This is a genomic window from Mesorhizobium sp. LNJC391B00, from assembly GCF_000502535.1.
Classification (GTDB): domain Bacteria; phylum Pseudomonadota; class Alphaproteobacteria; order Rhizobiales; family Rhizobiaceae; genus Mesorhizobium.
This window is the reverse complement of the sequence record NZ_AYWI01000013.1, coordinates 1-22,949: the sequence shown is the minus strand read 5'-3', so window position 1 is coordinate 22,949 and position 22,949 is coordinate 1. Positions and strand designations below refer to the sequence as shown.

General features: G+C 63.8%; 19 protein-coding genes. 13 read left to right on the top strand and 6 right to left on the bottom strand.

Going from position 1 to position 22,949, the window contains the following annotated elements; genetic code table 11:
- The first annotated feature begins 1 nt into the window (after position 1).
- The 3 genes from grxC (at position 2) to X750_RS140090 (ending at position 1,658) form a co-directional block, all read left to right on the top strand.
- Positions 2 to 283, top strand: coding sequence for a glutaredoxin 3 (gene grxC / locus X750_RS140080; RefSeq protein WP_023672982.1), 282 nt, complete (start codon positions 2 to 4; stop codon positions 281 to 283).
- Positions 284 to 369: 86 nt separating this feature from the next.
- Positions 370 to 1,236, top strand: a complete 867-nt coding sequence (locus tag X750_RS140085; protein WP_023748462.1) for a carbon-nitrogen hydrolase family protein — start codon at positions 370 to 372, stop codon at positions 1,234 to 1,236.
- On the top strand, positions 1,233 to 1,658 hold the full coding sequence (locus X750_RS140090) for a DUF1178 family protein (protein WP_023748461.1): 426 nt from the start codon (positions 1,233 to 1,235) through the stop codon (positions 1,656 to 1,658). Before X750_RS140085 ends, X750_RS140090 begins: the two co-directional genes overlap by 4 nt.
- A gap of 4 nt (positions 1,659 to 1,662) precedes the next feature.
- Here X750_RS140090 and X750_RS140095 read toward each other — a convergent pair whose 3' ends face one another.
- A complete protein-coding gene (locus tag X750_RS140095; protein WP_023672979.1) occupies positions 1,663 to 2,148 on the bottom strand; it encodes a MarR family transcriptional regulator in 486 nt (161 codons plus the stop codon).
- Between the two features lie 101 nt (positions 2,149 to 2,249).
- Between X750_RS140095 and X750_RS140100 the strand changes: the two genes are divergently transcribed.
- Positions 2,250 to 3,140 (top strand): DMT family transporter, encoded by an 891-nt coding sequence (locus X750_RS140100; protein WP_023748460.1) that lies wholly within the window; start codon positions 2,250 to 2,252, stop codon positions 3,138 to 3,140.
- 85 nt (positions 3,141 to 3,225) lie between these two features.
- Here X750_RS140100 and X750_RS140105 read toward each other — a convergent pair whose 3' ends face one another.
- From X750_RS140105 to X750_RS140115, 4 genes are all read right to left on the bottom strand, one after another.
- Positions 3,226 to 3,558: an MmcQ/YjbR family DNA-binding protein gene (locus tag X750_RS140105; protein WP_023685781.1), complete on the bottom strand. Its 333-nt coding sequence runs from the start codon at positions 3,556 to 3,558 to the stop codon at positions 3,226 to 3,228.
- A 23-nt stretch (positions 3,559 to 3,581) separates the two neighbouring features.
- On the bottom strand, positions 3,582 to 4,331 hold the full coding sequence (gene ubiG / locus X750_RS140110) for a bifunctional 2-polyprenyl-6-hydroxyphenol methylase/3-demethylubiquinol 3-O-methyltransferase UbiG (protein ID WP_023748459.1): 750 nt from the start codon (positions 4,329 to 4,331) through the stop codon (positions 3,582 to 3,584).
- Positions 4,332 to 4,416: 85 nt separating this feature from the next.
- Positions 4,417 to 4,716, bottom strand: a complete 300-nt coding sequence (locus X750_RS0133640) for a hypothetical protein (RefSeq protein ID WP_050588814.1) — start codon at positions 4,714 to 4,716, stop codon at positions 4,417 to 4,419.
- Complete coding sequence (locus X750_RS140115) at positions 4,713 to 6,578, bottom strand: CHASE3 domain-containing protein (protein ID WP_245271907.1); 1,866 nt, start codon at positions 6,576 to 6,578, stop codon at positions 4,713 to 4,715. Before X750_RS140115 ends, X750_RS0133640 begins: the two co-directional genes overlap by 4 nt.
- A 221-nt stretch (positions 6,579 to 6,799) precedes the next feature.
- On the opposite strand from X750_RS140115, the gene X750_RS140120 reads away from it, so the two are divergent.
- The 9 genes from X750_RS140120 (at position 6,800) to X750_RS140160 (ending at position 20,380) form a co-directional block, all read left to right on the top strand.
- Complete coding sequence (locus tag X750_RS140120; RefSeq protein ID WP_023685777.1) at positions 6,800 to 8,053, top strand: aspartate kinase; 1,254 nt, start codon at positions 6,800 to 6,802, stop codon at positions 8,051 to 8,053.
- Positions 8,054 to 8,136: 83 nt separating this feature from the next.
- Positions 8,137 to 10,407 (top strand): phosphoenolpyruvate--protein phosphotransferase, encoded by a 2,271-nt coding sequence (ptsP, locus tag X750_RS140125; RefSeq protein ID WP_023693992.1) that lies wholly within the window; start codon positions 8,137 to 8,139, stop codon positions 10,405 to 10,407.
- Positions 10,408 to 10,415: 8 nt separating this feature from the next.
- A complete protein-coding gene (prfA, locus tag X750_RS140130; RefSeq protein WP_023712842.1) occupies positions 10,416 to 11,495 on the top strand; it encodes a peptide chain release factor 1 in 1,080 nt (359 codons plus the stop codon).
- Positions 11,488 to 12,366: a peptide chain release factor N(5)-glutamine methyltransferase gene (prmC, locus tag X750_RS140135; RefSeq protein WP_023748457.1), complete on the top strand. Its 879-nt coding sequence runs from the start codon at positions 11,488 to 11,490 to the stop codon at positions 12,364 to 12,366. Before prfA ends, prmC begins: the two co-directional genes overlap by 8 nt.
- A gap of 304 nt (positions 12,367 to 12,670) precedes the next feature.
- Positions 12,671 to 13,666 (top strand): DUF4167 domain-containing protein, encoded by a 996-nt coding sequence (locus tag X750_RS140140; protein ID WP_023748456.1) that lies wholly within the window; start codon positions 12,671 to 12,673, stop codon positions 13,664 to 13,666.
- A gap of 208 nt (positions 13,667 to 13,874) precedes the next feature.
- Positions 13,875 to 16,481, top strand: coding sequence for an ATP-dependent chaperone ClpB (gene clpB / locus X750_RS140145; RefSeq protein ID WP_023748455.1), 2,607 nt, complete (start codon positions 13,875 to 13,877; stop codon positions 16,479 to 16,481).
- A 71-nt stretch (positions 16,482 to 16,552) separates the two neighbouring features.
- Positions 16,553 to 16,909 carry an MmcQ/YjbR family DNA-binding protein gene (locus X750_RS140150; protein ID WP_023685771.1) on the top strand — a complete coding sequence of 119 codons (357 nt, stop codon included), beginning with the start codon at positions 16,553 to 16,555 and terminating at the stop codon, positions 16,907 to 16,909.
- Between the two features lie 292 nt (positions 16,910 to 17,201).
- Positions 17,202 to 18,719 carry a L,D-transpeptidase family protein gene (locus X750_RS140155; protein ID WP_023743066.1) on the top strand — a complete coding sequence of 506 codons (1,518 nt, stop codon included), beginning with the start codon at positions 17,202 to 17,204 and terminating at the stop codon, positions 18,717 to 18,719.
- A gap of 101 nt (positions 18,720 to 18,820) precedes the next feature.
- Positions 18,821 to 20,380, top strand: a complete 1,560-nt coding sequence (locus X750_RS140160) for an MFS transporter (RefSeq protein WP_023686665.1) — start codon at positions 18,821 to 18,823, stop codon at positions 20,378 to 20,380.
- A 173-nt stretch (positions 20,381 to 20,553) separates the two neighbouring features.
- Here the strand turns inward: X750_RS140160 and X750_RS140165 are convergent, their stop codons facing one another.
- Entirely contained in the window at positions 20,554 to 22,524 is a 1,971-nt protein-coding gene (locus tag X750_RS140165; protein WP_023686664.1) for a M23 family metallopeptidase, read from the bottom strand.
- Positions 22,525 to 22,949: the final 425 nt, after the last annotated feature.

The following is a 22,949-nucleotide window of genomic DNA, read 5'->3' as shown; positions in this document are numbered from 1 at the left end:
GATGCTCGATGTGACGATTTACACCCGTATGATGTGCGGCTATTGCGCGGCGGCCAAGCGGCTGCTCGACCGCAAGGGCGTCGCTTACACCGAGCATGACGCTTCGTTTTCGCCGGAATTGCGCCAGGAAATGATTTCGCGGGCGCATGGCCGCTCGACCTTTCCGCAGATTTTCATCGGCGACACGCATGTCGGCGGCTCCGACGACCTCCACGAGTTGGAGGCACGGGGGCAGCTGGATAGGCTGCTTGCCAACGGCTCGACGACAAAGAGCGGTTCGTAGCGCCGCTCTATGTCTTTGTTTTTACGCAATTCCGGACGGAAAACCGTTACACGATTTTCCTGGAATTGCTCAAAGAGGACGTGATGATGGGTATTTTCAAGGCGGCGGCGATCCAGATGCGTTCGGGCGAGAGCCCCGAGCGCAACGCGGTCGATCTCGAACGGCTGGTGCGCGAAGCGGCAGGCCTCGGTGCAACCTACATCCAGACCCCGGAAATGACCGGTGCGCTGATCCGCGACAAGGAAGCCAGGGCTGCTTCCTTCACCTTGGAAGACAAGGACATCGTCGTGGCGGCCGCGCGCAAGCTCGCCAGCGAACTCGGCGTCTTCCTGCACATCGGCTCGACCGCCATCCTGCGCACCGACGGCAAGCTCGCCAACCGGGCGCTGCTGTTTGGGCCGGACGGCGCCACCCTTGCCACCTACGACAAGATCCACATGTTCGATGTCGACCTCGACAATGGCGAGAGCTGGCGCGAATCCGCCGCCTATGAGCCGGGCACCGAGGCCGTCGTCACCGAGATCGACGGCGCTAGGCTCGGCTTTGCCGTCTGCTACGATCTACGCTTTCCACAGCTGTTCCGCGCCGAGGCGATGGCCGGCGCCGACCTCTTGTCGGTGCCTGCCGCCTTCACCCGCCAGACCGGCGAGGCGCACTGGCATGTGCTGCTGCGAGCCCGTGCCATCGAGAACGGCGCCTATGTGGTTGCTGCAGCACAAGGTGGCCTGCATGAGGATGGCCGCGAAACCTATGGCCATTCGCTGATCGTCGACCCATGGGGTCGAATTCTCGCCGAGGCCGACCATGACGATCCGGAGGTGATCATCGCCGAGATCGACACGGCGCAGTCGTCGGCCGCGCGTAAGAAAATCCCCAATCTCAAGAACGCGCGTGATTTTGCCGTCAATGCCGGCGCAGTGGAAGCGCCGCGGCTCAGGGGCGCGGCTTCGTGATCCGCTTTGCCCTGATCTGCGAGCACGAGCACGAATTCGAGGGCTGGTTTCGCAGCAATGACGATTTCGACACGCAGAAGAAGCGCGGCTTCGTCGATTGCCCGAGCTGCGGCTCGCACAAGGTGCAAAAGGCGCTGATGGCGCCAGCCGTCTCCACCGCGCGGAAGCAGGAAACAATTGCGCTGGCCATGGGCGAAACCCAGAAGCAGGCTTTGGCGCAACTGAAGGCGATGGCCGAGAAGGTGCGCGAGAATGCCGACTATGTCGGCGACAAGTTTGCCGAAGAAGCGCGCAAGATCCATTTCGGCGAGAGCGATGCGCGCGGCATCTATGGCGAGGCGACGTTGGACGAAGCCAAGAGCTTGGCCGAGGATGGCATCGGTTTCATGCCGATCCCGAGTTTTCCCGAGGAGCGCAATTGAGCGATCAGCTGGCGCTATCGATCAATTTGCCAAGCAACTGAGCCAGTGCCCCCCGCTCCGTGCCGGTGAGCCCGGCGAGGATTTCATGCTCGTTGGCGACGTGGGCGGTCAGGGCTTCGTCGATCAAGGCCAGACCTTTTTCGGTCAGTTGCACGACAATGCCACGCCGGTCGTTGGGGTGCGGGCCGCGCAGGATCAGTCCGGCCTTCTCAAGCCGGTCGAGCCGGTTGGTCATGGCCCCAGAGGTCACCATCGTCGCCTCGTATAGAGCGGTCGGTGTCAGCGCGTAGGGCTGGCCGGAGCGGCGCAGCGTCGCCAGCACATCGAATTCGCCGGCCTGCAGTCCGAAACGGGCAAACAGCGGGGCGAGGCGCTCGCGGGCGATTAGCGACGAGGCTTCGTTCAGCCGCCCAAGCACCAGCATTGGCGACACCTCCAGGTCCGGCCGTTCCCGCTTCCATTGCTCCACCGCCTTTGCCGCGCGATCCATCTGTCTCACCGCTAAGTATCTTGACGTTAAGAATCTTTGTGGTATGCTACCTCAAGATACAGTTTCGACCCAGTGCCGCAAGTGAGTGACGGGACCATCCGATGAAATTTTTCTGGGAATCGGCGCTTGGCCTGCTGGTCGTCACCGGCGGCCTGCTCGGCCTAACGCTGCCGTTCGGCAAGCTGGCGACGGCTGCCGGCGTTTCGGCCATGGTCTGGGCCTTCGTCATCTCGTTCGGCGCCGGGGGCGTGCTGCTGTGCGCGTTGCTCGCGAACGGCGAGCGCATGCGGCTCACCTCGCACAGACTGCGCTATTTCTTCATCACCGCCGCCGTGTCCTACGCCGTGCCCAATCTGCTGATGTTTTCGGCTATCCCGCATCTCGGCGCCGGCTATACCGGCATCATGTTCACGCTGTCGCCGGTCATCACACTGGTGTTTTCGATCCTGCTCGGCGTTCGACGGCCAAATACGCTCGGCAGTATCGGTATCGCCGTCGGCTTCATCGGCGCCGTCATGGTGGCGGTGACTCGCGGCGAGGCCGGCCAGCCTGCCGATTTCTTCTGGGTACTGGTCGGACTTTTGATCCCGGTCAGCCTTGCCGCCGGCAATATCTATCGCACCGTCGACTGGCCCGAAGGCACCGGTTCGATCGAACTGGCCGTCGGCAGCCACCTGGCCTCGGCGACGCTGCTGCTGATCGGCATTCTCACGCTGTTCGGGGTCGGCGCCTTCGCCCCGCTTGGCGCCGTGCCGCTGGTTGTCGTGGCGCAGGTCGCCTCGGCCTCGGCGATGTTTGCCTTCTTCTTCCGGCTGCAGGCCGTGGGCGGTCCGGTCTATCTCAGCCAGATCGGCTATGTGGCGGCGGCCGTCGGCCTGTTTGCCGGAACCATCTTCCTCGGCGAGCACTACCAGTTGCTGACCTGGGCCGGCGCGGTGATCATCACCATCGGCGTGATCATCACCACCAAGGCGCAGAGCCAGAAGGCATAGGTTCTTTGTTTACGCAATTCCCTAGGCAAAGCGCTATGCGCTTTCCCTGGAAACCGCTTCACACTTTTCCTCGAACTGCTCAAGCTTAAATTTGGCTCGCGTCGAGGCGCTTCCGTAGCGCCGGCGGGGCGACGTTTCGCCAGGCCGTCCGAACGGCGCTGCGGAATGTCTGTTCGTCGCAGGCTTCGAGCATGATCGACGTCCATCCCTTTTGGCCCCAGCCGCCTGTCACGGGCCTGAAAACCGATGGCTCAGCCGCGGCCATCATCTCTTGCTGGTCCCGGTCGAGCTTGACGACAGCACGGTCGGCTTCGGGCAGCGAGACGAAGATACGGTTGCGGACGCGGAAGTCAGCCTTGCCGAAATGCGATTGCTCGACCGTTTCGGGAAGATCGAGCGCCAGCTCTCGGGCCCTCATAGTGTCCACGGCCGCCCCTTCGTTCAGACCGATCGTTTTTCCGCCAGCACCATATAGTTGACGTCCATGTCCTTGGAGCGTGCCCAGCGGTCGGCGAGAGGATTGTAGGTCACGCCGGTGCGGTCGATGATGGTCATGGCGGCGCTGCCGAGCGCCTTTTCAAGCTCTTCGGGCCGCACCAGCTTGCCGAACTGGTGGGTGCCGCGCGGCAGCCAGCGCAGCACATATTCGGCGCCGATGATGGCCAGGCCCAGTGCCTTCAGCGTGCGGTTAATGGTGGCCACGAACATGATGCCGCCGGGCTTGACCATCTCGCCGCACTTGCCGATGAACAGGTCGACATCGGCAACATGCTCGACGACTTCCATGTTGAGGACGACGTCGAATTTCTCGCCGGAATCGGCCAAATCCTCAGCGGTCGTAGCGCGATAATCCACCGTCACGCCGGCTTCGGCCGCGTGCAGCTTCGCCACCTCGATGTTGGTTGCCGAGGCGTCGGCGCCGACCACTTCGGCTCCAAGCCTTGCCATCGGCTCGCACAACAATCCACCACCGCAGCCGATATCGAGGAAACGCAGGCCTTCGAACGGCCGCGCCGCCCGCGGATCGCGGCCGAAGCGCGCCGCCACCTGGTCCCGGATATAGGCCAGCCGGACCGGGTTGAATTTGTGCAGCGGACGGAATTTGCCGTTCGGGTTCCACCATTCGGCGGCAAGCGCGGAAAAGCGTTCCACTTCTCCGGCATCGATTGTCGATCGTCGGGCCTCTGGCATGGGGCGGGTCTCCTCGGACGCTAGGAAGTCGGGTGCCGGGGCAAGAAAGTCAAGGCCGGTTTTATGCGACTGCTGGCAAGTCGACCTAGGGCCTCGAGATCACAATCGCCGCATGTCCCATCTCAACACTCGCGGAATCGATGGCCCGCATCGCTTCGCAATCGCCGATCTCGGCGATGATGCGGCCGGCGGCGGCGAGAGCCTGCTCGCGACTTCGCCAGCGCACGACATCGACCCAGCTGCCATCGTCCCGCCGCGCCAGGCAGCGGTTTACGAAACCAGGTTGCCGCGCCAGCCAGTCGGCGACCAGGTTGTTGGCGGCGGCAAAGCCCGCTTCCGCTCCAGGCTTGAGGCGAAAGGTGACGATTTCCAGGGCCTCGGTCATTTTGCGTCCAGCACGTCGCGCAATTTCGCCGCCAGCTGCTCGATGGTGAAGGGCTTGGCCAGGAAATGCACGTCATGGTCGAGCACGCCATTGTGGACGACGGCGTTCCTGGTGAAGCCGGTGGTGAAGATCACCTTCAGCTTCGGCATGCGCGCCAGCGCCTCCTCGGCGAGCTTGCGGCCATTCATCACCGGCATGACGATATCGGTGAACATGAGCGCCACACCAGGGTTGTCGCCCAGCTTTTCCAGCGCTTCCTGGCCGCTTGCGGCATGAATGACGGTGTAGCCGAGTTCGCGCATGGCATCGGTGGTGGAAGCCCGCACGCGTGGATCGTCCTCCACGACAAGGATGGTTTCGGTGACCGGCACGGCAGGATTTCCGGCTCGTTCCGAAGATATGGCGGCCTCTTCCGGGCCGAAGAAGCGCGGCAGGTAGATCCTGATCGTGGTGCCTTGGCCGGGTTCCGAGTAGATCTTGACGTGTCCGCCGGACTGTTTGACGAAGCCGAACACTTGGCTCAGCCCGAGGCCGGTGCCCTTGTCGACCGGCTTGGTGGTGAAAAATGGCTCGAAAGCCCGCTCCATGACGGCCGCCGGCATGCCGGCGCCGGTGTCGCTGACCGCGATCATTACATACTGGCCGGCTTTGACCTCGGCATGGGTGGCGGCGTAGCCCTCGTCGAGGTGGCTGTTTGCGGTCTCGATGGTCATCTTGCCGTCCTCGCCCATGGCGTCTCGCGCATTGACCGCCAGGTTGAGAATGGCATTTTCGAGCTGGCTCGGATCGGCATGGGTCTTCCACAGGCCGCCAGCCAGCACGGTTTCGATGCGAATGGTTTCGCCGAGCGCCCGCCGAAGCAGGTCCGACATGCCGGCGACCAGACGATTGGCGTCTACAACCTGAGGCGCGAGCGGCTGCTGGCGCGAGAAGGCAAGCAGCCGTGACGTCAAGTTTGCGGCCCGGGTCGCCGCATCGGTCGCCGCTTCGATGAATTTCATGATGTCGTGCTCGCCCCGCGCCAGCTTGCGCTGGGCGAGGTTCATGGCGCTGATGATCACCGCCAGCATGTTGTTGAAATCGTGCGCGATACCGCCGGTCAGCTGGCCCACAGCCTCCATCTTCTGCATCTGGCGGATCTGCGATTCGGCCTTTTCACGCGTCTGGATTTCGTTGCCGAGCTCGATGTTCTTGCGCATCAGCTCTTCCTGGGCGATCGCCACTGCGCGGAACCGGCGGCGCGAAAGGCGAACCGTGTAGGCGCCAAGCAGGAAGATCGCCAGCAGCGCCGCTATCGAGCCGATTCGCAGCCAGTTTTCGACCCGGTCGGTGTGGGCGTCGCGCGCCGCGATGGCTGCGCCGCCGATGCGCCGGATCGTGTCCATGCTGGCCCGGATCTGGTCCATGGCGGCCCTGCCCTGGCCGCTGCGGACCAGTTCCAGAGCTTTTGCCGCATCGCCGCGATCGTAGAGTGCAATCGTCTCAGCCAATTCGGCCTGGTTTTGTGAAAGCGCGTCCTTGACGTGGTTGATCTGCTGCACGAGTTCGTCGTCCGGCGCGGTCATGCCGTCGATGCGGGCAAGCTGGCCCGGAATGGCGTCGACCGCCTGCCGATAAGGCTGGAGGTAGGATTTCTCGCCGGTCAGGAGATAGCCGCGCTGGCTGGTCTCGGCCTCCTGAGCCATCGCAAGCAAACCGGAAAGCAATTCCTGATACTCGACCGCCTCGCGCGCGGCCTCACGATTGGCTCTCTGGGTCTCGACCAGCACGGCGCGTGTGCCGACGATCAACGCCAGCACGGCGAAGCCGATGAACAGCGGCAGCGATTGCCACCGCATGGCGCGTCGAAGGCGAACAATCATTCGATATGCCGGACCAAAAGGAGTTTCCCGCGGGCAGCATTTGGTAAGCGGCGGCGGGGCCGAACGCAATATGCCGCGATCCTGAAGCCGGCATCCGCCGCCAGCCTTGCGAAACCGTGATCATTTGGCTAAGGAGGCGCGCATTCAGCGGCCGGCTTCTGTCGAGCGCTTACTTCCCCTTTCGGTCCTGGGCCGGCTTCAGTCAAAGGCATTTCGCTTCCATGGCGCGCATCGTGATGAAATTCGGCGGAACCTCCGTCGCCGACATCGCCCGCATCCGCAATGTGGCGCGTCACGTCAAACGCGAGGTCGATGCCGGCCATGAGGTCGCTGTCGTGGTTTCGGCGATGGCGGGCAAGACCAACGAACTGGTTGGCTGGACGCGCGAAGCCTCGCCCATGCACGACGCGCGCGAGTATGACGCCGTGGTCGCCTCGGGCGAGCAGGTGACTGCCGGCCTGCTGGCGATCACACTGCAGAATATGGGCGTCCATGCCCGCTCCTGGCAGGGCTGGCAGATCCCGATCAAGACCGACAACGCGCATGGCGCGGCGCGCATCCTCGACATTGACGGCGCGTTCCTGATCAAGCGCTTCGGCGAGGGCCAGGTGGCTGTCGTCGCCGGCTTCCAGGGCATCGGCCCGGACAACCGCATCGCCACGCTCGGCCGCGGCGGCTCCGACACAAGCGCGGTGGCCATTGCCGCGGCGGTCAAGGCCGATCGCTGCGACATCTACACCGATGTCGACGGCGTCTACACCACCGATCCGCGCATCGAGCCGAAGGCGCGGCGGCTCAACAAGATTTCGTTCGAGGAAATGCTCGAAATGGCCTCGCTCGGCGCCAAGGTCTTGCAGGTGCGCTCGGTCGAGCTTGCCATGGTGCACAGGGTGCGTACGTTCGTGCGGTCGTCCTTCGACGATCCCGATGCGCCCGGAATGGGGGATTTGCTCAATCCTCCGGGAACGCTCATTTGCGACGAGGAAGAGATCGTGGAACAGCAGGTCGTCACCGGAATTGCCTACGCCAAGGACGAAGCGCAGATTTCTCTGCGCCGCGTCGGCGACCGCCCGGGCGTTGCCGCCGGCATTTTCGGCCCGCTGGCCGAGGCCAACATCAATGTCGACATGATCGTCCAGAACATCTCCGAGGACGGCAAGTTCACCGACATGACCTTCACCGTGCCGTCCGGCGACGTGGACAAGGCGTTGGCCGTGCTGGAGCGTCTGAAGGCTTCGATCGGCTATGACGTGGTGCAGTCGGAAGCCGGCATGTCGAAGGTTTCGGTCATCGGCATCGGCATGCGCAGCCATGCCGGTGTGGCCGCCACCGCTTTCAAGGCGCTGGCCGACAAGGCGATCAACATCCGCGCCATCACTACCTCCGAGATCAAGATTTCGATACTGATTGACGGTCCCTACACGGAACTCGCGGTTCGTACTTTGCATTCCGTGTACGGTCTGGATAAGCAGTAGCGAGAGCGATTTGAGTTGTTGCGTGTGCGCCGGTCGCAGTGGAAACTGCGGCGGGCAAAATGCCCATTGGAGAAGAAGCCGCGATGCGTGATACGGCCAGCGGCCCGCGCGTTCTGCTGAAACGGCTCCGCGAGCTCATGCAGGAGCCGCTGGAGCCGCAGGAGCGGCTCGACCGGATCGTGCGCGACATCGCCTCCAACATGGTCGCCGAGGTCTGCTCGCTCTATGTGCTGCGCGCCGATTCGGTGCTCGAACTCTATGCCACCGAAGGTCTGAACCCGAACGCCGTCCATTTGGCGCAACTGCGGCTGGGGCAGGGCCTCGTCGGCACCATTGCCGCGAGCGCGCGGCCGCTCAACCTCTCCAATGCACAGGAACATCCGGCCTTCGCCTACCTGCCGGAGACGGGCGAAGAGATCTACAATTCCTTCCTCGGCGTGCCGGTACTAAGGGCAGGGCGCACGCTGGGCGTGCTGGTGGTGCAGAACAAGACCATGCGCCACTACCGCGACGACGAGGTCGAGGCGCTGGAAACGACCGCCATGGTGATCGCCGAGATGATCGCCACCGGCGATCTCGCTCGCCTGACCCGGCCCGGCCTCGAACTCGATCTGCGCCGTCCCGTCAGCTTTACCGGCCTGTCCTTCAACGAGGGCGTCGGCCTCGGCCATGTCGTGCTGCATGAGCCACGCATCGTCGTCACCAATCTGTTCAACGAGGACAGTGAGGAAGAGGTGCGCCGGCTGGAGACGTCGCTCGGTTCGCTCAGGCTTTCTATCGACGACATGCTGGAGCGGCGCGATGTCGCCTTCGAGGGCGAACATCGCGAGGTGCTCGAAGCGTATCGCATGTTTGCCAACGACCGCGGCTGGGTGCGCCGGCTGGAAGAGGCGATCCGCAACGGCCTGACAGCGGAAGCGGCGGTGGAAAAGGTCCAAAGCGACATGCGCGCCCGCATGCTGCACATGACCGATCCTTATTTGCGCGAGAGGATGAGCGACTTCGACGATCTCGCCAACCGGCTGCTGCGCCAGCTGATGGGGCGCGGGCCTGACGACGTCGCGGCGTCACTGCCGAAGGATGCCATCCTGGTCGCGCGCTCGATGGGCGCGGCCGAACTGCTTGATTATCCCAGGGACAAGCTGCGCGGCGTGGTGCTGGAAGACGGCGCTGCCACCAGCCATGTCGTCATCGTAGCGCGCGCCATGGGCATTCCGGTCGCCGGCCAGATGAAGGGCGCCGTTTCCATGGCGGAAAACGGCGATGCCATCATCGTCGACGGCGAGGAAGGCACCATCCATCTGCGGCCGCAGCCCGACCTCGAAGCTGCCTATGCCGAAAAAGTGCGCTTCCGGGCGCGCCGGCAGGAAGTCTACCGGGAACTGCGCAAGAAGCCGTCGGTGACCAAGGACGGCGTCCAGGTCGACCTGCTGATGAATGCGGGCCTGGCCGTCGACCTGCCGCAGCTGGCCGAGGCGGGTGCCGCCGGCATCGGCCTGTTCCGCACCGAATTGCAGTTCATGGTCGCCTCGACCTTCCCGCGTGCCGAGGCGCAGGAGCGGCTCTACCGCGACGTGCTGGACGCGGCGCGCGGCAAGCCGGTCACCTTCCGCACCATCGACATCGGCGGCGACAAGGTGCTGCCCTACTTCAAGGGCGCCATCCAGGAAGAAAACCCTGCGCTCGGCTGGCGCGCGATCCGGCTGACGCTCGACCGGCCGGGTCTGCTCAGGACCCAGATCCGCGCTCTGCTGAAGGCCTGCGGCGGGCGCGAACTGAAGCTGATGCTGCCGATGGTTACCGAACTCGGCGAAATCGCCCAGGCGCGCGAGATCATCGACCGCGAAGTGCGGCATCTCTCCCGCTTTGCCCACCATCTGCCGACCAGCCTCAAGGTGGGCGCCATGCTGGAAGTGCCGTCGCTGCTGTTCCAGCTCGACGAGTTGATGAAGGCGGTCGATTTCGTCTCGGTCGGCTCCAACGACCTGTTCCAGTTCGTCATGGCGGTCGATCGGGGGAACACGCAGCTCTCCGACCGCTTCGACACGCTTTCGACGCCTTTCCTGCGGGTTCTGAAGCAGATCGCCGACGCCGGGGTTCGCAACCACACGCCGGTGACGCTGTGCGGCGAGCTTGCCGGAAAACCTATTTCCGCCATGGCGCTGATCGGCCTTGGCTACCGCTCGATCTCGATGTCTCCAGCCTCGATCGGCCCGGTCAAGGCGATGTTGACCGAACTGCCACTGGAGGAATTGGAGGCTTTCTTTGCCGACAATCTGATGGCGCCAGCTCAAGGGCTGCCGATGCGGGCGCTGCTGCAGGCCTTCGCCGACGACCGCTCCATCCCGCTATAGCATTAGCCATGGTCAATCTTCCCCGCGAGCGTATGGATCAGGTCGTCAAGCGTTTCGAGATGCTCGAAGCGCAGATGTCGGCCGGCCCGGCGGCCGATGCCTATGTGAAGATGGCCTCGGAATATGCCGAGCTGCAGGACATGGTGGCCAAGGTCAGGGAACTGCGCTCAGTCGAGCGCGAGCAAGCCGACCTCGAGGCGATGCTTGCCGACAAGGGCACCGATGCCGAGATGCGGGCCCTGGCGGAGGCAGATCTGCCGGGCGTCGAAGCGCGTATCGAACAGCTGCAAAAGGACATCCAGATCCTGCTGTTGCCTAAGGATGCGGCCGACGACAAGAACGCCATCCTTGAAATCCGCGCCGGCACCGGCGGCGACGAGGCGGCATTGTTTGCCGGCGACCTTTTTCGCATGTATGAGCGCTATGCCGCCGAACGCGGCTGGCGCTTCGAGACGGTGTCGGCCAGCGACGGCGATGCCGGCGGCTTCAAGGAAATCATCGCCACCATTTCCGGCAGGGGCGTCTTTGCGCATCTGAAATTCGAATCCGGCGTGCACCGCGTGCAGCGCGTGCCGGCGACCGAGGCCAGCGGGCGCATCCACACTTCGGCGGCGACGGTGGCCGTACTGCCGGAGGCCGAAGAGGTCGACATCGACATTCGCGCCGAAGACATCCGGATCGACACGATGCGCGCCTCGGGTTCGGGCGGCCAGCACGTCAACACCACCGATTCTGCGGTGCGCATCACCCATTTGCCGACCGGTATCATGGTGGTGCAGGCGGAGAAGTCGCAGCATCAGAACCGGGCGAAAGCCATGCAGATCCTGCGTGCGCGGCTTTACGACCTCGAGCGCAGCAAGGCAGACGAGGAGCGCTCGGAGTCACGCAAATCGCAGGTTGGTTCGGGCGACCGTTCGGAGCGCATCCGCACCTACAATTTCCCGCAGGGCCGCCTTACCGACCATCGTATCAACCTGACGCTCTACAAGCTCGACCGGGTGATGATGGGCGAGCTCGACGAGGTCATCAATGCGCTGATCGCCGACCATCAGTCGAAGCTGCTCGCCGATATCGGCCTCGATGGCTGACATGTTGCCCGGCGCGCTCGGGCCGTTGTTGCGGGCGGCGCGGGAGCGGCTTGCCGCGGCCGGCCTTTCCGACCCGGCGCTGGATGCCAGGCTGATCGTCGAACATTTTTCCGGCACGGACCGTACGCAGGCGATCGCCGACCCGCAACGGACGGTCGATGCGGGTGCGGTTGCCGCAATCGGCGCTGCTCTGCAGCGCCGCATGGCCGGCGAACCGGTGCACCGCATCCTCGGGTTTCGCGAGTTTTACGGCCTGCGGCTGTCGCTGTCGCCGGAAACGCTGGAGCCGCGGCCGGACACCGAAACGCTGGTCGAGGCGATCCTGCCTTTTGCCGGCGCGACGGCCAAAAGGCTGGGGGAATGCCGTATCCTCGATCTCGGCACCGGTACCGGCGCGATTGCGCTGGCGCTGCTCAGCGCGGTTCCGGCCGCGACCGCCACCGGGGTCGATATTTTACAAGACGCGCTGGCAACCGCGATACGCAATGCCGAGCAACTCGGACTCGCCGGCCGGTTCGTGGGGCTGCAGTCCGACTGGTTCGAAAAAGTTTCGGGCCGATACCATGTAATTGCCGCAAACCCTCCCTATATATCGTCTGGAGACATTGGAAATCTGCAGGACGAGGTCCGCGATTTCGATCCGCACAGAGCCCTTGATGGCGGTGTGGACGGTCTTGGCCCCTACAGGATCATCGCCGCCGAGGCGGCAAAGTTTCTGGAAGCAGAAGGCAAGATAGCGGTCGAGATCGGCCACACGCAGCGCAATGAGGTCAAAGACATATTCGCGGCAGCCGGCTACAGGCTGGCCGGGGCATTTGTCGATCTTGGCGGAAACGACAGGGTTCTTATGTTTGAACAGGGAAAGCCTTGACGCAGTGCAAAAAAGCGCTTGGCAATGCCGGGGAATGCGGCTAGGGTCCGCCCTAACCGGATGAGACGAAGCAGGCAGTGCTCTTAGCGATTCGGTTTTCCTTGGAAATAGCTGCCTTCTTGCGCAAACGACGCCCAAGCTTCGTGCGGGAATCGTCCGGCAAGTGATGTAACCGGAACAGGATGACACGTGGCGCCAACGCAATTGATGCGGGCGAACGCCGGTGAAGAAACGAAACGGCTGGCTGCATGAGCGCCTCCGTTCGTGAAACGTTTTTCGAAAATTTCAAAATGAAGAGAGTCTTATGAGGCCACAACAGCAGAACAGGCGCATGCGCGGTCGCAACAACAATGGCGGCGGCGGTGGCAACAACAATAACAACAACAACAACCGCAAGGGCCCAAATCCCCTGACGCGCAACTACGAGAGCAACGGCCCGGACGTGAAAATCCGTGGATCGGCTCAGCAGATCGCCGAAAAATACGCCACTCTGGCCCGTGATGCGCAAAGCTCCGGCGACCGGGTTATGGCGGAAAATTACCTCCAGCACGCCGAGCACTACAACCGCATCATTGCCGCCGCACAGGCGCAGATGCCGATCCAGAATGCCCCGCAGAACCGCGACGAATTCGACGACGATGAAGATCGCGACGATTTTGACAATGCCGGCAGCGGCAATGGCGGCGAGACGCAAGCGCCGATGGCGAACCACGGCAACGGTCCGCAGCCGACGATTGAGGGCACGCCGGCCGAACTCGCATACGGCCAGGAAAACGGCCGCGAGAACAACAGTGGCCGTGATAATAATGGCCGTGACAATAATGGCCGCAACAACAACGGCCGCGACAACAATGGCCGCAACCGTGACCGCCGCCCCAATGGCGGCTATGGCCAGAACGACCAGCGTGGCGACTTTGCCCAGCGTGGCGAGCAGAACGGCCAGCGCGGCGACCAGCAGCGCTTCACCGAAACCCCGGCACAGGCGGAAACCGTTTCCGCGGTTGAGCCCGAAGCCGAGAGCGGTTTCTCCGAGCCGGCGCCGCTGTACGAAAACCTGTCGCCGGCGGCTCTCGCCGCCCGGGCCGAACTCAATGAGGCAGCCGCCGAGAGCGGCGCTGCCCGTCGCCCGCGGCGTCCGCGCCGCCCGCGCAACAATGCCGATCAGGTCGGTGACGAACAGTCTGGTGGTGGCCAGGTGGTGGATGGCGCCGGCGAGACCGCTGCCGCTATTGACGTGGTGGATGCGGCGCCGGCCGAAAGCCCTGCCGGCGACCCGTTCGCCGTCGACGCCAACAACTGACCCACAAGACATAAGTCGATGAAACGGCGGAGAGAAATCTCCGCCGTTTTCGTTTGCTCGGCCATGCAATATCATCAGCCGGACGTCTTGAGCGGCAATGGCTTGCGCCCCATATCTGGCGTGAACTGGACCCGGCTCGGATGAGCGGGTCCGTCACCGCAATCTGATCCGGTGCCGCAAAGCGGGCCGGTGATGGAAGGAGACAGATATGAACCTCGAGAAATACTCCGAGCGCGTCCGCGGATTCATTCAGTCCGCCCAGACCATGGCGCTCTCGCGCAATCACCAGCAATTCACTCCCGAACATATGCTGAAGGTCCTCGTCGATGACGACGAGGGGCTGGCCGCCTCGCTGATCGAGCGCGCCGGCGGCAACGTGCGCGACGTCAAGCTTGGCGTCGAGACCGCCCTTGAGGCCATGCCCAAGGTGGAAGGCGGCAACGGCCAGCTTTATCTGGCGCAGCCGCTGGCCAAGGTGTTTTCGACCGCCGAGGAATTGGCCAAGAAAGCCGGCGACAGTTTTGTCACGGTCGAGCGGCTGCTGCAGGCGCTGGCGATGGAGAAGTCGGCCAAGACGGCCGATATCCTGTCCAAGGCCGGCGTCACAGCGCAGGCGCTGAACCAGGTGATCAACGACGTCCGCAAGGGCCGTACCGCCGATTCGGCGAGCGCCGAGCAGGGCTATGACGCGCTGAAGAAATACGCGCGCGACCTCACCGCCGATGCCCGCGCCGGCAAGCTCGACCCTGTGATTGGCCGTGACGACGAGATCCGCCGCACCATCCAGGTGCTGTCGCGGCGTACCAAGAACAACCCGGTGCTGATCGGCGAGCCGGGCGTCGGCAAAACGGCGATCGCCGAAGGTCTGGCGCTGCGCATCGTCAATGGCGACGTGCCCGAATCGCTGAAGGACAAGCAGTTGATGGCGCTCGACATGGGCGCGCTGATTGCCGGCGCCAAATATCGCGGCGAGTTCGAGGAGCGGCTGAAGGCCGTGCTCAACGAAGTCACCTCGGCGGCCGGCGGCATCATCCTGTTCATCGACGAGATGCACACGCTGGTCGGCGCCGGCAAGGCCGATGGCGCCGTGGACGCTTCGAACCTGTTGAAGCCGGCGCTGGCGCGCGGCGAACTGCACTGCGTCGGCGCGACCACGCTCGATGAATACAGGAAGCATGTCGAGAAGGACGCGGCCCTTGCCCGCCGGTTCCAGCCGGTCTTCGTCAACGAGCCGTCGGTGGAAGATACCGTGTCGATCCTGCGTGGCCTGAAGGAGAAGTACGAGCAGCACCACAAGGTGCGCATCTCGGATTCGGCGCTGGTCGCGGCGGCGACCTTGTCCAACCGCTACATCGCCGACCGTTTCCTGCCGGACAAGGCGATCGACCTTGTCGACGAAGCCGCGTCGCGGCTGAGGATGCAGGTCGATTCCAAGCCCGAGGCGCTGGACGAAATCGATCGCCGCATCATGCAGCTCAAGATCGAGCGCGAGGCACTGAAGGTCGAGAAGGACGAGGCGTCAAAGGACCGGCTCGCGCGTCTCGAAAAGGAACTCGTCGGCCTCGAGGAGGAATCGACCGAGATCACCGCCAAATGGCAGTCGGAGAAGCAGAAGCTTGGCCTCGCCGCTGACCTCAAGAAGCAGCTCGACGCGGCCCGCAACGACCTCGCCATTGCCCAGCGCAAGGGTGAATTCCAGCGCGCCGGCGAGCTTGCCTATGGCAAGATCCCGGAACTGGAAAAGAAGCTGAAGGAAGCCGAAGCCCAGGACGGCAAGGCCGGCATGGTCGAAGAGGTGGTCACGCCCGACCACGTCGCCCATATCGTGTCGCGTTGGACCGGCATTCCGGTCGACAAGATGCTGCAGGGCGAGCGCGACAAGCTGCTGCGCATGGAAGACGAGATCGGCAAGCGAGTCGTCGGCCAGGGCGAAGCGGTACAGGCGGTGTCCAAGGCCGTGCGTCGTGCCCGGGCCGGGCTGCAGGATCCGAACCGGCCGATCGGCTCGTTCATGTTCCTCGGACCGACCGGCGTCGGCAAGACCGAACTGACCAAGGCGCTGGCCAATTTCCTGTTCGACGACGAGAGCGCCATGGTGCGAATCGACATGTCGGAATACATGGAGAAGCACTCGGTCGCCCGGCTGATTGGCGCGCCTCCCGGCTATGTCGGCTATGAGGAAGGCGGCGCGCTGACCGAAGCGGTGCGGCGCCGGCCCTATCAGGTCGTGCTGTTCGACGAGATCGAGAAGGCGCATCCGGATGTCTTCAACGTCCTGTTGCAGGTGCTCGACGACGGGCGGCTGACCGACGGGCAGGGCCGCACGGTCGACTTTCGCAACACGCTGATCGTCATGACGTCGAACCTCGGCGCCGAATATCTGGTCAATCTCGGCGAAGAGCAGGATGTCGATGCCGTGCGCGACGAGGTTATGAGCGTGGTGAGAGCCTCGTTCAGGCCGGAGTTCCTCAACCGCGTCGACGAGGTGATCCTGTTCCACCGGCTGCGCCGGCAGGATATGGGCCGCATCGTCGAGATCCAGCTCAAGCGGCTGGAAAGCCTGCTCGTCGACCGCAAGATCACACTGTCGCTCGACCAGGAATCGATCGACTGGCTGGCGGCGAAGGGCTACGACCCGGCCTATGGCGCGCGGCCGCTGAAGCGGGTGATGCAGAAGGACCTGCAAGATCCGCTGGCGGAAAAAATCCTGCTTGGCGAGATACTCGACGGCTCGACCGTCAAGGTCACCGCCGGCTCCGACCGGTTGAATTTCCGGTCCAGGCCCACTGTGGTGCCGACCGACGCGGCAGCCTGATCCAACGCCGCGCGTCCGACCGGACGCGCGGCATTTTCTTATGAAACAACAATCCTTTGACGGGGGTGCAGATGACGCTGGACGACTACAACAGCTTCTGCGCCTCGCTGCCGCAGACGACGCACGTCGTGCAGTGGGGCGGGGCCGATGTCTGGAAAGTCGGTGGCAAGGTCTTCACCATCGCCGGCCATGACCGGGAGGGTGGCGTCTTCGTCACCTTCAAATGCTCTGAGATGGCATATGACGTGCTGAAGGATCAGCCCGGCTGCCGGCCGGCGCCCTATCTCGCCTCGCGCGGCATGAAATGGATCCAGCGTCAGACAAGCCAGAGCATGGATGATGATGCGCTGAAGGACTATCTCGGCGAAAGCCACCGCCTCGTCGTCCTCAAGCTGACGAAGCAGACGCGCAAGGAATTGGGCCTGTAGCAACCAGTAATCCGCCATCTTCATGCCCGGTTCATGTTGGAAAGCTTATGTTGTGGTTTGCTGGCGAAGGGGTTTGCCTGCAGGCTTTTGACGATCAGGGCGTTCCTTGCGCATCCAAACGGTGGCGAGAACGTTCTGGTGGGAACACTGCCGGGCGGCGGCAATTACGCATGACCCCGAAAATCGAAATTCGATTTTCGGAAAGGATCATGCGCAGACATGAAGTGTTACAACGTCCTTTGCGCGTCCAAACGGACGCGCGGCGCTGTAAGTACCGGAGAGTTTGACCACCATGTTCCGCACGATCCTTGCCTTTTCGGTGCTCGCCGCCGGGCTGCTCACGTCCAGCGCCATGGCATCGCCGACTGTGGACAACGCACTGCCGGCCGTCCGCGCCGCCGATAGCGGCGGCATTGTGCTTGCCCAGGACGGCAATCTCGACATCTATTACGACGCCAGGGGCAACCGCGTCATCGTCGATGCCGAGACCGGCAAGGTCATTGCCATCCAGCCGCCGCAGACCAGGCTCGACCGCCGCGCGCTGCGCCGGGAAATGCGGGCACGTGAGCTTGGACGCGCACCGGTCGAAGACGACGACCGCTACTATCTCGACGATCCCGAAGACATGGCGCGTTTCCGCCGCAGGCAACTGGACGATCAGGGACGAATCCCCGGCCCGCCGGTTGATGAATACGATCCTGAAAGCGACAGATTCCTGGGGGCCGCTCCGCAGGATGATGCCAATGACAGCGACACCTATCCGGAAGCGCCGAAATCCGCTGAACCGCGGCCCCTCAAGCGCCAGCCGCTGAACGAAGCCTCTATCGATCCCGCCGAACCGGCGGCGCCCGCCGACCAGGCCGCGCTGCCGCCGAAAGCCGGTGGCAAGACCGTGGTCGATCCCTCGCTTTCACTCGGCGCACGCCAGGATGTAGCCGCCTTGCAGGTGCTGCTCGACCGCGCCGGCGCTTCACCCGGCGTCGTCGACGGGCGCTTCGGCTCCAATGTCGACAAGGCGCTTGCCGCCTATAACCAGATCACCGGCAGCAATCTGCGCTCGACCGACGCGGTCGGCATCCAGGCTGCGCTGGCGCAAACCGGTGGCGATGCTTTCGCCAATTATACGATCACGCCCGAAGACGCGGCCGGGCCTTATGTCGCCTCGATACCGGAGGATTACAGCCAGAAGGCGCAGCTCGACCGCATGGCTTACACCTCCGTCACCGAAGCCTTGGCCGAACGGTTCCACATGGACGAGAACTACCTGAAGGGGCTCAATCCCGAGGCCGACTTCAGCCGTCCCGGCACCATCATCAAGGTCGCCAATTTCGGCAGGCTGGTGGCGACGCCGGTTGCCCGCATCGTCGCCGACAAGGACAAGAAGCAGGTGTTCGCCTATGACGCCGGTGGCAAGCTGGTCGCGGCCTATCCGGCCACCATCGGTTCAGCCGACACGCCCTCGCCGACCGGCACCCATACGGTGTCGCGCGTCGCGCTCGATCCGAACTACACCTACAACCCCAGCATCAATTTCAAGCAGGGCCAGAACGATAAGATCCTGACCATCCCGCCGGGTCCGAACGGCCCGGTCGGCTCGGTGTGGATTGCGCTGGACAAGCCGACCTATGGCATTCACGGCACGCCCGATCCCTCCAAGATCGGCAAGACCGAAAGCCATGGCTGCGTGCGCCTGACCAACTGGGATGCGCGTGAACTGGCCAAGCTGGTGTCGCCGGGCGTCACCGTCGAGTTCGTCGGCGGTCCCTCGGCCGATGATGTTGCGGAGCAAGTGAGCGCTCCAGCGCAGTGATGTCGGCCTGCCCATAAGGCAGGCCGACATCTAAGCTGGATTCATGAGCGCAGGGCGCTGGCTGGTTGTTGCCGGCCCGCAACAAGTCTAAGCAGGCGCTGATGAAGTCTCCGAGTGAAGCCGCAGCCGTTCCCCTGACCAGGTCGCTTTCCAACGGTACATTTTGCCCGCAGTCGCAGCGCAAGTTCGTGCTGGTTGCGGCGATCCTTGCGTCAGCGCTCGGCTTCATCGACGGGTCGATCCTGGCCATTGCCATGCCGGCAATGCGCGTCGACCTCGGCGCCAGCCTGGCCGAGGTCCAGTGGATTTCCAACGCCTATGCGCTGACGCTGTCGGCGCTGATTCTGGCCGGCGGCGCCGCCGGCGACCGGTTTGGCCTCAGGCGCGCCTTCGTTGCCGGCATTGCGTTGTTCATCGTCGCTTCGCTGGCCTGCGCGGTGGCGCCGAATGCGCTGGTGCTCATCGCCTTTCGCGCCATTCAGGGCCTTGGTGCGGCGATCATGGTGCCGGGCAGCCTCGCCATCATCGCCAAGGCCTATCCGAAGAAGGAGCGCGGCCGGGCGATCGGCATCTGGGCCGCCGCCTCGGCGCTGACGACGGCGCTCGGTCCAGTGCTCGGTGGCTTCGTCCTGTCGGCCTTTGGCGGCGGTATCTGGCGGGCGATCTTCGCCGTCAACCTGCCGCTCGGGCTGATCTCGATCTATCTCCTGCTGGCCAAGATTCCCGCCGACGCGCCGACGGAGAAGCGAAGCCTCGATCTCGGCGGCGCCGCTCTCGCCACGCTTGCCTTCGGGGCGCTTGCCTACGGACTGACCTCGATGAGCGCCGAAGGCAGCGGGCTGATGTCGGGGCCGAGCATCGCCGCAGGCGCCGTGCTGCTTATCATCTTCATCGTCTTCGAGCTTCGGCAGCGCGAGCCGATGATCGATCTCAAGCTGTTTCGGATCGGCGCCTTCGCCGGCGCCAACCTCGCCACCTTCTTCCTGTATTTCGCGCTGTCGGCCAATCTGTTCTACCTGCCGATGCTGTTGATCGCTGGATGGGGGCTGAGCACCAAAGAGGTCGGTTTCATCTTCCTGCCGCTGTCGGCGTTGATCGCGCTGCTGTCGGGTCTCGTCGGCCAGTGGTCGGATCGCATCGGTCCGCGTTTTCCGATCGCCAGCGGCTGCCTGGTGGTCGCCATCGCCTTTGCCGGGCTGGCTTTGCTCACTCATGCCGGCATGCACAATTTCTGGACCGGTATCTTTCCACTGATGGCGGTGATGGGGCTCGGCATGGCGCTGGTGGTGTCGCCGCTGTCGACGGCGGTCATGACCGCGGTCGAGGACAAGGATACCGGCGCCGCTTCCGGCATCAACAATGCGGTTTCGCGCATTGGCGGGCTGATTGCTGTGGCGGCGATGGGCTCGCTCGCGGCCTGGGTCTATTCGACGATGCTCGATACCAGCGTCAGGCCGGGCATTCCGGGGTTCGGAGAACCGGCATTGGCCGGCCTGGCGTCAGACCTTGATGCAACACGGCTCGCCGCCAGCGATGCGGCGTTCGCGGCCGTGTCGACAGTGACGGCCGTGCTTTGCCTCCTTGCCGCTATTATCGCCTGGGCCACCGTTTCGGGGCAAAAGCTGCCTTGGTCACGAGCCGAAGAGGAGCAGTCGACCTGATTCGGAGCCGACCCGATTCGGAATGCTCTGATGGGGCGATTATGATTCGCCGGCGTCGAGTGTGACGGCTTAAAGCGCGTCGCGCTGAAACGGATTCATACGACGCGCTTTAAGTGTTTGTTTTGAGGCATGTCGTTGTCCCAGAACCGCGGCACACTTCTGGGCGACATGCATTAGCCTTCGATCTTGGCGCTCGCGACCTTCAGCGGATTGCTGTCTTCCTGCTTGAGCAGTTCATCGATGCGCTCGCGCTCGCGCTTGAAAGCGACCAGGTCGTCGCCCTTCAGCACCTTGCCGACCGGCAGGCGCACGCGCATCGGGTCGACCTTGGTGCCGTTGACGATCAGCTCGTAGTGAAGATGCGGGCCGGTGGAGAGGCCGGTCTGACCGAGGAAGCCGATGGTCTGGCCCTGGCGGACATGAACGCCCGGTTCGATGCCTTTGGCAAAGGCGCTCTGGTGATTGTAGGAGGTCTCGTAGCCATTGGCATGGCGGATGATGATCTGTTTGCCGTAGCCGCCGGCCCAGCCGGCCTTTTCGATGGTGCCGTTGCCGGCGGCGATGATCGGCGTTCCGATCGGCGCCGCCCAGTCGACGCCGGTATGCATGCGGACATAACCGAGGATCGGATGTCGGCGGGCGCCGAAGCCGGAGCGGAATTTCCCGGCGGGCAGGGGGTTGCGCAACAGGAACTGCTCGGCGCTAGATCCGTCCTCGTCGAAATAGTCGGTCGAGCCGTCCTGCATCTGGAATCGGTAGAAATTGCGCGTCTGGCCGCCGAAGGTCGACGAGACATAGAGCAGTTCCGATTCGTCGGAGGCCTGGTCGTCGCCGTCCGGCTGCGAGAACAGCACGTCGATGCGGTCCGATGGATTGAGCCTGGACTGGAAGTCGACGCCGGAGGCCAGGAGCTTGACCAATTGCTGGGTCAGCTTCTTCGACATGCCATAGGAATAGGCGGCGCGGTAGATGCCGTCATAGACGTTCGGCAGATTGCCGCGCACCACCACCGGTGCCGACGAATCGTCGAACGCGGTCAGCAATTCGGGGTTCGGCTCCGGTTCCTGCGCCGGCACATACTGGCCGCGGTCGTCGAGCGCGATGGTGACGATGTGCGTTGTCTTGTCATAGACGCTGGTGCGAACGACCTTGGCGGCGTCGCCATGTACCTCGAGCCCGACCCGCAGCACGGTTCCGGCCTTCAGCGCCGGTGCGTTGAGCAGCTTGCCGATCGCCTCCGCCATGCCGGTGGCGTCATCGCCCGTATAGCCCGAATCAGCGAAAGCCTCGGCAATGTCGCGGTCCCTGGTGAAGGGAATGATTTCCTCGGCGAAAGCCGGGGTCTGGTCGTCGAGCGCGACGCGCGGCGCCACCGAGACGTTTTCCGGCACGATCTTGACGTCGTAGGAGCCGGCCATCGATTCGGCGAAGGCATCGCCGAATCGCTGCGGGTCGACATAATGCAGCGAGGCGACCTGCACGGCGCCGTCGCTGAGGTCGGTGCCGGCTTCGCGCACCACTTTTTCCACCTCGTCGGCGGACAGGTCGCTTTTCTCGTCGAAGGAGGCCGTCTCGACCGGGAAATCGACCGTCTTCAGGCTCATCTCGCTTTCGACCTTGGCGCCGTAGATCTGGCCCCCAACTGCGGAAGCCGTCGCCGGCTGCGCCGGCGTCGAGTCGCCATCGTCGCCGAACACCTGCATCGGGTCGAAAGGCGGATAGGCGCGGTTGGTGGTGTGGCCGGCGGCCAGCGCCATCTTGATCTGCACGAACGGCATGGTGTGGATAACGTCGCGGTCACCGACCTTGGTCACCATCGACACTTCCATGCGCCGGCGGTCCTTGGCCTTGGCGATCTGGCGCGGCGCCACCAGCCTGGTGGTCTTGGCGACCTCGCCGGAATCGCCGCCGCTTTCGAGCTGGGCCAGTTCGGCGATTTCGGGCGGGGTTGCCAGCTGCTGGCGGCCGTCAAGGGCGGCAAACAACGCCACGCCCATCAGCACACTCGAGGTCACGCCGGTAAGAAAGGTGCCCGACAGCCAGCGCGCCGAAACCTCGCGCCGGTCGGGCGGGCCGCTGCGGCCATCCGCGATCAGCGGCGGCTCATTGCCGAGTTCGGCTATGACATCTTCCGTGTCTGGCATCCAGAAAGGCTGCTTCTTCCCCGGGCGGAACGGCTTTTCGCTTCTGTTGGGCCATGACATTTGCCTGTCACGGCGAGTGAAGTCAACGAAGCGGCGAAATCCCCACGCACACGCTCTGTTTTACAGCCCCTTATAGAGAGGCGACTTTATCCTCTTGTAGGAGGGTCCGAACCGGTGGATGCGCAGACCCCGCTTTGGCTCTTATAGGAAGGCACCTTGCGGGCCGCGCCGAGCCCTTCTTTGTTGGCCTTGGTGTCGAACGGCAATGCGGCGGCAATAGGGCTCCTTTTTGGCAACGCCAATGTTCCCTGGGGCAGTCCGCCGGCGCCAAAACTTCTGTCGCAAAAAGTTCAAAAACATCGTCGATGACTGTTGACAGTTCTGGTTGGTGGCGACTATATACGCCTCACGAACGAGGGCGGTGC